9 protein-coding genes are annotated in these 8,295 nt (G+C 65.9%); 6 read left to right on the plus strand and 3 right to left on the minus strand.

The window, feature by feature from the left end; genetic code table 11:
- Positions 1-5 precede the first annotated feature (5 nt).
- The 3 genes from C8N34_RS16885 to C8N34_RS16895 are packed head-to-tail and all read left to right on the plus strand — an operon-like array spanning position 6 to position 3,426.
- Entirely contained in the window at positions 6-929 is a 924-nt protein-coding gene (locus C8N34_RS16885) for a dimethylarginine dimethylaminohydrolase family protein (RefSeq protein WP_108129753.1), read from the plus strand.
- Positions 926-2,077, plus strand: a complete 1,152-nt coding sequence (locus C8N34_RS16890; protein WP_108129754.1) for an alpha-hydroxy acid oxidase — start codon at positions 926-928, stop codon at positions 2,075-2,077. The genes C8N34_RS16885 and C8N34_RS16890 overlap by 4 nt, the downstream gene beginning before the upstream one ends.
- Positions 2,065-3,426: an FAD-binding oxidoreductase gene (locus C8N34_RS16895; RefSeq protein ID WP_199750697.1), complete on the plus strand. Its 1,362-nt coding sequence runs from the start codon at positions 2,065-2,067 to the stop codon at positions 3,424-3,426. Before C8N34_RS16890 ends, C8N34_RS16895 begins: the two co-directional genes overlap by 13 nt.
- 65 nt (positions 3,427-3,491) lie before the next feature.
- On the opposite strand, the gene C8N34_RS16900 is transcribed toward C8N34_RS16895, so the two are convergent.
- The gene (locus C8N34_RS16900) at positions 3,492-4,283 is read right to left on the minus strand and encodes an enoyl-CoA hydratase (protein WP_108129755.1); all 792 of its coding nucleotides are present in this window, start codon (positions 4,281-4,283) and stop codon (positions 3,492-3,494) included.
- A 58-nt stretch (positions 4,284-4,341) separates the two neighbouring features.
- Here C8N34_RS16900 and C8N34_RS16905 point away from each other — a divergent pair, with 58 nt between their 5' ends.
- Positions 4,342-4,761, plus strand: coding sequence for a PaaI family thioesterase (locus C8N34_RS16905; protein WP_054302806.1), 420 nt, complete (start codon positions 4,342-4,344; stop codon positions 4,759-4,761).
- 5 nt (positions 4,762-4,766) lie between these two features.
- On the opposite strand, the gene C8N34_RS16910 is transcribed toward C8N34_RS16905, so the two are convergent.
- Positions 4,767-5,117 carry a bactofilin family protein gene (locus C8N34_RS16910; RefSeq protein WP_108129756.1) on the minus strand — a complete coding sequence of 117 codons (351 nt, stop codon included), beginning with the start codon at positions 5,115-5,117 and terminating at the stop codon, positions 4,767-4,769.
- A 187-nt stretch (positions 5,118-5,304) separates the two neighbouring features.
- Between C8N34_RS16910 and C8N34_RS16915 the strand changes: the two genes are divergently transcribed.
- Positions 5,305-6,279: an agmatinase gene (locus tag C8N34_RS16915; RefSeq protein ID WP_108129757.1), complete on the plus strand. Its 975-nt coding sequence runs from the start codon at positions 5,305-5,307 to the stop codon at positions 6,277-6,279.
- 48 nt (positions 6,280-6,327) lie between these two features.
- Positions 6,328-8,013 carry an amidohydrolase gene (locus C8N34_RS16920; RefSeq protein ID WP_242013820.1) on the plus strand — a complete coding sequence of 562 codons (1,686 nt, stop codon included), beginning with the start codon at positions 6,328-6,330 and terminating at the stop codon, positions 8,011-8,013.
- 1 nt (position 8,014) lies between these two features.
- On the opposite strand, the gene C8N34_RS26675 is transcribed toward C8N34_RS16920, so the two are convergent.
- A partial coding sequence (locus C8N34_RS26675; protein WP_211317734.1) for a hypothetical protein occupies positions 8,015-8,295 on the minus strand: 281 nt, incomplete at its 5' end.

Raw genomic sequence — 8,295 nt, forward strand, 5'->3', positions numbered from 1 at the left:
AAGCGATGAACGTGCAGACCCGTCCCGAGCCCTTCACCCTGCAACGCCGCAAGCCCGGCGGCGGCACGGCGCCGCTGACCGGCTGGGGATTTGCCAATGAAACCGACCGGCTGACCGATGTGCTGCTGGGCAATCCCGCCTATCTGCGTCACATGGCGACCTCCAGCCTGTCGCGCAAGCATCTGCGGGAAAACCCCTGCAACATTCAGGTCGCACAGGCCCAGCACAAGGAACTGGTTGCGGCCTACGAACATTTTGGCGTCAAGGTGCATACCGTGCCGCCGGAGCCGGAACTGGCAATGCAGGTCTATACCCGCGATTCCAGCGTGATGACACCTTACGGCGCCTTCATCACCGCGATGTCGCAATGGTGGCGCCGGGGCGAGAACTATGCCGCGATCCGGCATTACGAAAGTCTGGGCATCCCGATCTATGACATGGTGACGGCGGGCACCTTCGAGGGTGGCGATTTCAACGTGATCGAGGAGGGCTGCGTGCTCATCGGCTGCGGCGGTGCCCGCACGCAGGAGGAAGGCGCGCGGCAGGTCGCCGGCTGGTTCGAGGCCGAGGGCTGGGAAGTGCGGCTGGCCTTCATCGACGAATATTATGTGCATATCGACCTGATGGTGGTGCCGGTCGCCCCGAAGCTGACCGCCGTCTGCCTTGCCTGCACCGAACCGGGCATCGTCGACTGGCTGAAGGCCAAGGGGCATGAAATCATCGACGTGCCGTTCCAGGACACTATGGCGCTTGGGTGCAATTTCATGTCTCTTGGCGGCGACAGGGTGATCGCGCCCTCAAGCTCGCAGGTTCTGATCGGGCAACTGAAGGCGCGCGGCTTCGAGGTGGCAGAGGTGGATATGTCCGAAATCTCCAAGACCGGCGGTGGCATTCACTGCATGGCACAGGCGTTGAAACGGGTGCCATGATCGACCCTGCGCTGGACCGACGCTTCCCCGATGCCGCGGCGATGGAGGCTGCGGGCGTGCCCCGTATTCCACGCTTCGTGCGTGACTACATGGTCGGGGGGATCGGGGCCGAGGTCGGTCTGGCGCGCAACCGCAGCGCGCTGGATGCCGTGGCGCTGATGCCGCGCTATGTGGTGGAGTGCGCGGTGCCGGACCTGTCGGTAACGGTGGCGGGCGTGCGCTGGGCCGCGCCCTTCGCTGTGGCGCCGATGGGGCTGGGCGGGCTGATCTGGCCGGGGGCTGAACTGGCCATCGCGCGGGCGATGGGGGCGGCGGGGCTGGGGCATGTGCTGTCCACCGTGTCCACCACCGCGATGGAGCAGATCGCGCTGCTGGCTGGCGCCGGGCGGATCTTTCAGCTATATTCCTTTGCCGATCCGAAGATCGACGCCGCACTGATGGCGCGGGCGTGGGCGGCGGGATACGAGGTGCTGATGGTGACGGTGGATGTGCCCGGCGCCACCCGGCGACGGCGTGACATTCAAAGCGGTCTCAGCTTTCCGCCGCGCTTCACTTTACAGACGCTGTTGCAGATCATGGCCTGCCCACGCTGGGCGATGGGGCAGGCAGGGCGCGGGATTCCGGCGTTTCAGAACATCCTGCCCGTGCTGCCGAAAGGCAGTGTGACGGAACAGGCGGCCTTCATCGGGGCGCAGCTTGAGGGCCATATCGGCCCGGCCCGGCTGGCGCGGATCCGGGCGGTATGGCCGGGGCGACTGATCGTGAAAGGCGTGCTGTCGCCCGAAGACGCAGCGGTGGCGCTGGATTGCGGGGCGGATGGTGTGGTGGTGTCGAACCACGGCGGGCGGCAACTGGATGCCGCGCCCGCCTCGGTCGAGGTGCTGCCTGCGATCCGTGATCGTCTGGGCGAGGGCGCGCTGGTTCTGGCGGATAGCGGTGTGCGCTCGGGGCTGGATATTGCTCGGATGCTGGCGCGTGGCGCGGATGCGGTGCTGATCGGGCGCCCCTTCCTGCAAGCCGCTGCGGCGGCAGGCCCCCGGGGCCCCGCGCATCTGGCGGCGGTGCTGATGGCGGAATTGCGCACGACGATGGGGCAACTGGGCATGTCGCGGCTGGATGATCTCAGGGGGGCGGAATGGAGCCTGTGATGCTGCAAGATCTGCGCGCAGCACTTGGTCCGCAAGGTTGCCTGACCGGCGCCGATGTGCCCGTGGCCGCGCGGTCGGATGCGAGCCGCACCGGCCACGACCTGCCGCTGGCGTTGTTGCGACCTGCAAGCGTCGCGGAGGTTTCGGCTGCGCTGGCGATCTGCCACCGGCACGGCGTCGCCGTGGTGCCGCAGGGCGGCATGACCGGCCTCGCTGGCGGCGCGCAACCACAGACGGGGCAGGTCGCGCTGTCGCTGTCACGGCTGGCAGGGGTCGAGGAAATCGACGGCGAAGCCATGGCCATGGTGGTGCGGGCAGGCACCGTGCTGGAGGTCGCGCAGAAGGCGGCCGAGGCGGCGGGCTTCCTGCTGCCGGTCGATCTGGGCGCGCGCGGCTCGTGTCAGATCGGCGGCAATATCGCCACCAATGCGGGCGGGCTGCGGGTGCTACGCGACGGGATGACCCGTGACAACCTGCTGGGGATTGAGGCGGTGCTGGCCGATGGCACGGTGCTGAGCCAGATGACCAGAGTGGTGAAGAACAACACCGGCTACGACCTGCGCCACCTGTTCGCCGGTTCCGAGGGCACGCTGGGCGTCATCACCCGTGCGGTGATCCGGCTGCGCCCCTTGCCGGGGCCGCGGGGCACCGTGATGGCGGCGCTGCCGGATTTCGCCTCTGTGCTGCGGCTCCTGGCTATGGCGCGGTCGGCACTACCCGGCCTTTCGGCCTTCGAGGCGATGTGGCGCGACTATTTCACTTGTAGCCAGAGCCATCTGACTCATGTGGTTTTCGCCGATCCGCCGCCCTTTGCAGTGATCCTTGAGGCTGACGAAGGCCCCGCGCTGGAAGCGCTGCTGGAAGCCGCTTTCGAGGAGGGCGTGATGACGGATGCGCTGATCGCGCAATCCTTCGCCGAGGCGCGGCGCTTCTGGGCGGTGCGCGAGGGGCTGGAGATGGATGCCGCGATGCCGGGGCTGATCAATCTGGATGTCAGCCTGACGACCGGGCGGCTGGATGATTTCGCGCGGGCCTGCCGGTTGGCGCTGCTGGCGCGTTTCCCCGGCGCGCATGTGTCCTTCTACGGCCATGTCGCCGACAGCAATGTGCATGTCGCCGTGCATGTGCCGGGCGCGTCTGATGCAGAGGTGCATGAGGTTGATGCCATCGCTTATGGCGTGGTGCGCGACTTCGGCGGTTCGATTTCAGCGGAGCACGGGATCGGTACGCTGAAGCGTAACTGGCTGGGCTACAGCCGCAGCCCGGCGGAACTGGCGGCGATGCGGGCAATCAAGGCGGCGCTGGACCCGAAAGGGCTGCTCAACCCCGGCAAGGTGCTGCCGGGGTGAACTGGTCGCGCAAATTTCTTGCAGGAAATTTGCAAATTCGTTGCGGCGAATTTGGCGCTGGATGGTCAGCGTTCGGCCCAGTCAGGCGCGCGTTTTTCGATGAAGGCCTGAATGCCTTCGGCCGTGTCGCGCCACAGCATGTTTTCCTGCATGACGGCGGCAGTATGGGCATAGGCATCGGCCAGATCGAGGCCGATCTGATCATAGAAGGTGCGTTTGCCGATCTTCACGGCGGCAGACAGTTTGGCCGCGACGGTCTGCGCAAGGGCCAGCGTGGCCTCCGACAGATCGGCATGCGGCACGACGCGGTTCACGAGGCCGACTTCGCGGGCGCGGGTCGCGTCGATGAATTCGCCGGTTGTCAGCATCTCGAAAGCCACCTTGGCGGGGACATTGCGGCTGAGCGCGACCATCGGGGTCGAACAGAACAGACCAATGTTCACCCCGTTCACTCCGAACCGTGTGCCTTCCGCCGCCACCGCCATGTCGCAGGAGGCGACGAGCTGGCAGCCGGCGGCGGTGGCGATGCCATGAACTTCGGCAATGACCGGCTGGGGCAGGGCGGGGATGGCCTGCATCACCGCGCCGCAGCGGGTGAAAAGGTCGAGGAAATAGGCGGCGCCTTTGTCGGGCGACTGCCGCGCGGCCTGCATTTCTTTCAGGTCATGCCCGGCACAGAACGCCTTGCCCGCCCCGCGCAGGATGACGACGCGGGTGGTGCGATCCTCGGCCAGCGTCGCGAAAGTATCGGACAAGGCCGCGAGCATCGCATCGGACAGCGCGTTCAGGCTTTGCGGCATGTTCAGCGTCAGCCGTGTCACCGGGCCGAGGCTTTCGCGCTGGATCAGTTCGGTCATCTTGTCATTCCTCCCGTTTCACCGGAGGCTAGCGGTGAATGCGCAGGGAGGAAAGCGGATGCTGGCAATGGACAGGGCGGAATTACTGGCGTTTCTGGGGCGCGAGTTTCCGCAGGTGGCAGCGGATTTCGACATTGCGGCGGTGACGCCCGATCTGCTGACCATGCGCCTGTTGACGGCCGAGCGGCATCTGCGCCCAGGCGGCACGGTGTCCGGCCCGACCATGTTCGCGCTGGCGGATGTGGCGATCTATCTGGCGATCCTCAGCCGGATCGGGCCGGTTGCCCTTGCGGTCACGACCAATTGCAGCATCGACTTCATGCGCAAACCCGAGGCAGGGCGCGACCTGCTGGCCGAGGCGCGCCTGTTGAAGCTCGGGCGGCAACTGGCGGTGGGCGATGTGCTGATCCGCAGCGAAGGGGCCGGGGGCGTGGTCGCCCGCGCCTCGCTGACCTATGCGATTCCGCCGCGCGGCTGAGCGGGTCAGCTTGTCGTGCGGGTGAAGCGGCCCTCGACCGTGGCGCCGCTTTCGATGGCAAGAGTGGTGTAATTGCTGTCGGCCGTCACCTGGGCCGCGGCGCGCAGCGTCAGCGTCACGCAGGAAATCTTGCCCTCGACCTTGCCGCGCACCTCGACCGTTTCGGCCATGACGGTGCCTTTCACGAAACCGTCGGCACCGACGATCAGGGTGCGGGCGGTGATCTTGCCCTCGATCTGGCCCATCAGCTCGACCGTTCCTTCAGAGCCGATGTCACCCTTGATGCGTACATCCTGCGCGATGACAGAGCGCCCGGCGGCGGCTGTGGTACGGGGCGATTCGGCGGGCAAGGTCATGACGCGGTCCTGAGAAGCTTTTGCCCGATAGAGGCGCAGGGGCGCGCGGTGGTCAAGGCCCTGTGCAGCGCAGGCGGGGATTTCCGCAAGGAGAGATGTCGGTTCGGGAGGTCGCTTCCGGGCGTGACAAGTACCTGCGCGGGTGGTTGGATGCAGAAAATGATCAAATTGAACAGGGAGTGCCGTCATGACGGAGGACAGCTTCTTTCACCCGGTTTCGGGATTCGACCTGCCGCGCTTTGCAGGAGTGCCGACCTTCATGCGCCTTCCGCATGTGGCTCTCGACAACCCGCGACTGTCGGAGGTGCAGGTGGGGCTGATCGGCGCGCCATGGGACGGCGGCACGACCAACCGCCCGGGTCCGCGCCACGGTCCCCGACAGTTGCGCGACTATTCCACCATGATCCGGGCGCAGAACGGCGTGACCGGCATCCGGCCCTTCGAAATGGTGCGCTGCGCCGATCTGGGTGACGTGGGGCCAAATCCGGCGGATGTGATGGACAGCCTGAAGCGAATGGAAAGCTTCTATTCAAAGGTGCGCGCGGCGGGGATCGTGCCGCTGACCGCCGGGGGCGACCATCTGTGCACGCTGCCGATCCTGCGGGCCCTCGCAAAGGACCGGCCTCTGGGCATGATCCATTTCGACAGCCACACCGACCTGTTCCACAGCTATTTCGGCGGCACGATGTATACCCATGGCACACCCTTCCGCCGCGCGATTGAGGAAGGGCTGCTGGACCCCGCGCGCGTCACCACGATCGGGATTCGCGGCACGGCCTATGACAGCGAGGACCGCGACTTTGCCAGGGCGGTGGGCATCCGCGTCATCCCGATCGAGGAATTCCATGTCAGGGGTGTCGAGGATGTGATGGCCGAGGCACGGGATCGCGCGGGCGCGGGCGATACCTATGTCAGCTATGATATCGACTTCGTGGACCCGGCCTTTGCCCCCGGCACCGGCACGCCGGAGGTGGGCGGGCCGAACAGCTGGCAGGCCTTGCAGGTGGCCATGGGGCTGCGCGGGGTAAAGATCGTCGGCGCCGATCTCGTGGAGGTTTCGCCGCCCTTCGACCCGTCGGGCGGCACGGCATTCCTCGGCGTCTCGATCATGTTCGAGATGCTTTGCGCCATTGCCGAGGGGCTGGCGGGGCAGGAGTGCTGACCCCGTCATGCGAAGCGCGATGCCCACGGGATATTTTGGAGACAGAGAATGACAGGTGACGCGATGTTTCGGGCCGATCTGATCGTGACCAATGCGAAGGTGCTGACGATGGATGCGGGATGTCCGCGTGCCGAGGCGGTGGCGATCCGGGGCGGGCGGGTGCAGGCCGTCGGTACGACCGGGGGGATCGCCGCGCTGGCCGGGCCGGATACGCGGGTGATCGACGCGGGCGGGCGCACGGTTCTGCCGGGGTTTGTGGAAAGCCACCTGCATCTGGTTCTGGGCGGGGCGGAACTGACGCAGCTGCAACTGGGTGGGTTACATGGGCCTGAGAACCTGAAGGCGGCGTTTGCAGGCTATGCGGCGGCCAATCCTGATGCGCCGCTGCTGATGGCGCAGGGGGCGGAATACGGGATTCTCGACCATCCGGTGACGCGGGCGGATCTGGATGCGGTGATCGCTGATCGTCCGCTGGCGATGATGGCGCCGGATCACCACACCGTCTGGGCCAATACTGCCGCGCTGGAGGCCGCCGGGCTGCTGCACGGGGCAGCCATGCCGCATGGACATGAGGTCGTGATGGGCGAGGACGGTCTCGCCACCGGCGAGCTGCGCGAGTTCGAGGCCTTCGGGCCGGTGCTGGCGCTGGGCGGCGAGGCGCATCTGCAACTGGGCATTGCGACCGGCGGCGAGCCCGACCCCTGGCCCGATGCCGCGCAGCGCGAGGCGGACAAGCAGAAGATCGCGGCGGGGCTTGCGCATTGCGCTGCGCATGGCATCACATCAATGGTGAACATGGATGGCAACCGCTACACCCTGACCCTGCTGTCAGAGATGGAGGCCGAAGGTCGGTTGACCGCACGGGTCAAGGTGCCCTTCCACTTCAAGCCGCATATGGAACTGTCCGAACTGGACCGGGCAGAGGCGATGGCGCGCGATTTCGCCTCGGATATGGTGTGTTCGGGATTCGTGAAGATGTTCATGGATGGGGTGATCGACAGTCGCACCGCCTGTATGCTGAATGATTATCCCGGTCGTCCGGGGCATCGGGCGGAACCTTTGTTCGCGCCAGACCGGTTTCAGCAGATCTGCACCGAGATTGACCGCCGCGGTCTTCAGATCGCCGTACATGCCATCGGCGACGGGGCGGTGCGGGTGACGATTGACGGCTATGAGGCGGCAGCACTGGCCAATGGCCTGCGCGACGCCCGGCACCGGATCGAACATATCGAGTTGATCGACCGGGCTGATGTGCCGCGTCTGGGGGCGCTGGGCATCACCGCCAGCGTGCAGCCGCCGCATCCGCCGGGGGTGATGGATTTCCCGATGGAGCCGACGATGAGCGTCGGGTTTGCCCCCGAGCGTCGCCGCGACGCCTATCTGTGGAAGACGCTGAAGGACCATGGGGCGCCGGTCGCCTTTGCAAGTGACTGGCCGGTGACCGATGTCAGCGTGATGCGGGGGCTTCAGTCCGCCATGACGCGCCAGCCGTATGACGCTCGCTGTGCTGATGAGCGGTTGGGTCTGATGGAGAGTCTGCACGCCTATACCGCCGGTGGGGCCTGGGCCGCGCATTGGGAGGGATTGACCGGACGGCTGGCGCCGGGACTGGCGGGTGATCTTGTGATGATCGATGGCGATGTGGAAGCGATTGCGCCGGAGGATCTTGGGGCGACGGGAATCGCGCTGACGATGTGCGGTGGCCGCGTCACATATCAGGGTTTTGGCCCCTGATTCATCGCGGTTGACGGTGCATCGTCTGGCTTTTCTGGGGTGATTCTGTTGTTTGGTCAGTCTGTTGGCGGGTGCGGCTGTGGATAACTCGGTCGCGCCTGATTTTCGGGTCGCACGTCCTTTCAGCTTTTTTCAGGAAAATAAGGGTTCTGTGACGGTTGGATGAAGAAAGTTGTGTTTTGGGTGTTTTTTGCTCTTGCGGGTTTTTGGGTGTGGGCCTAGAAGCTGCCTCACCGAAACGGACGGTGGCGGGAACGAAGCGAAGCGGAAGCGAGCTTGGGA

The sequence above is a fragment of the Gemmobacter caeni genome, from assembly GCF_003054195.1.
Lineage (GTDB): Bacteria > Pseudomonadota > Alphaproteobacteria > Rhodobacterales > Rhodobacteraceae > Gemmobacter > Gemmobacter caeni.

Excerpts from the sequence above, each read along its gene's own strand:
- C8N34_RS16885 (WP_108129753.1), top strand. The coding sequence starts at position 6 with ATGAACGTGCAGACCCGTCCCGAGCCCTTCACCCTGCAACGCCGCAAG.
- C8N34_RS16890 (WP_108129754.1), top strand. The coding sequence starts at position 926 with ATGATCGACCCTGCGCTGGACCGACGCTTCCCCGATGCCGCGGCGATG.
- C8N34_RS16895 (WP_199750697.1), top strand. The coding sequence starts at position 2,065 with ATGGAGCCTGTGATGCTGCAAGATCTGCGCGCAGCACTTGGTCCGCAA.
- C8N34_RS16900 (WP_108129755.1), bottom strand. The coding sequence starts at position 4,283 with ATGACCGAACTGATCCAGCGCGAAAGCCTCGGCCCGGTGACACGGCTG.
- C8N34_RS16905 (WP_054302806.1), top strand. The coding sequence starts at position 4,342 with ATGCTGGCAATGGACAGGGCGGAATTACTGGCGTTTCTGGGGCGCGAG.
- C8N34_RS16910 (WP_108129756.1), bottom strand. The coding sequence starts at position 5,117 with ATGACCTTGCCCGCCGAATCGCCCCGTACCACAGCCGCCGCCGGGCGC.
- C8N34_RS16915 (WP_108129757.1), top strand. The coding sequence starts at position 5,305 with ATGACGGAGGACAGCTTCTTTCACCCGGTTTCGGGATTCGACCTGCCG.
- C8N34_RS16920 (WP_242013820.1), top strand. The coding sequence starts at position 6,328 with ATGACAGGTGACGCGATGTTTCGGGCCGATCTGATCGTGACCAATGCG.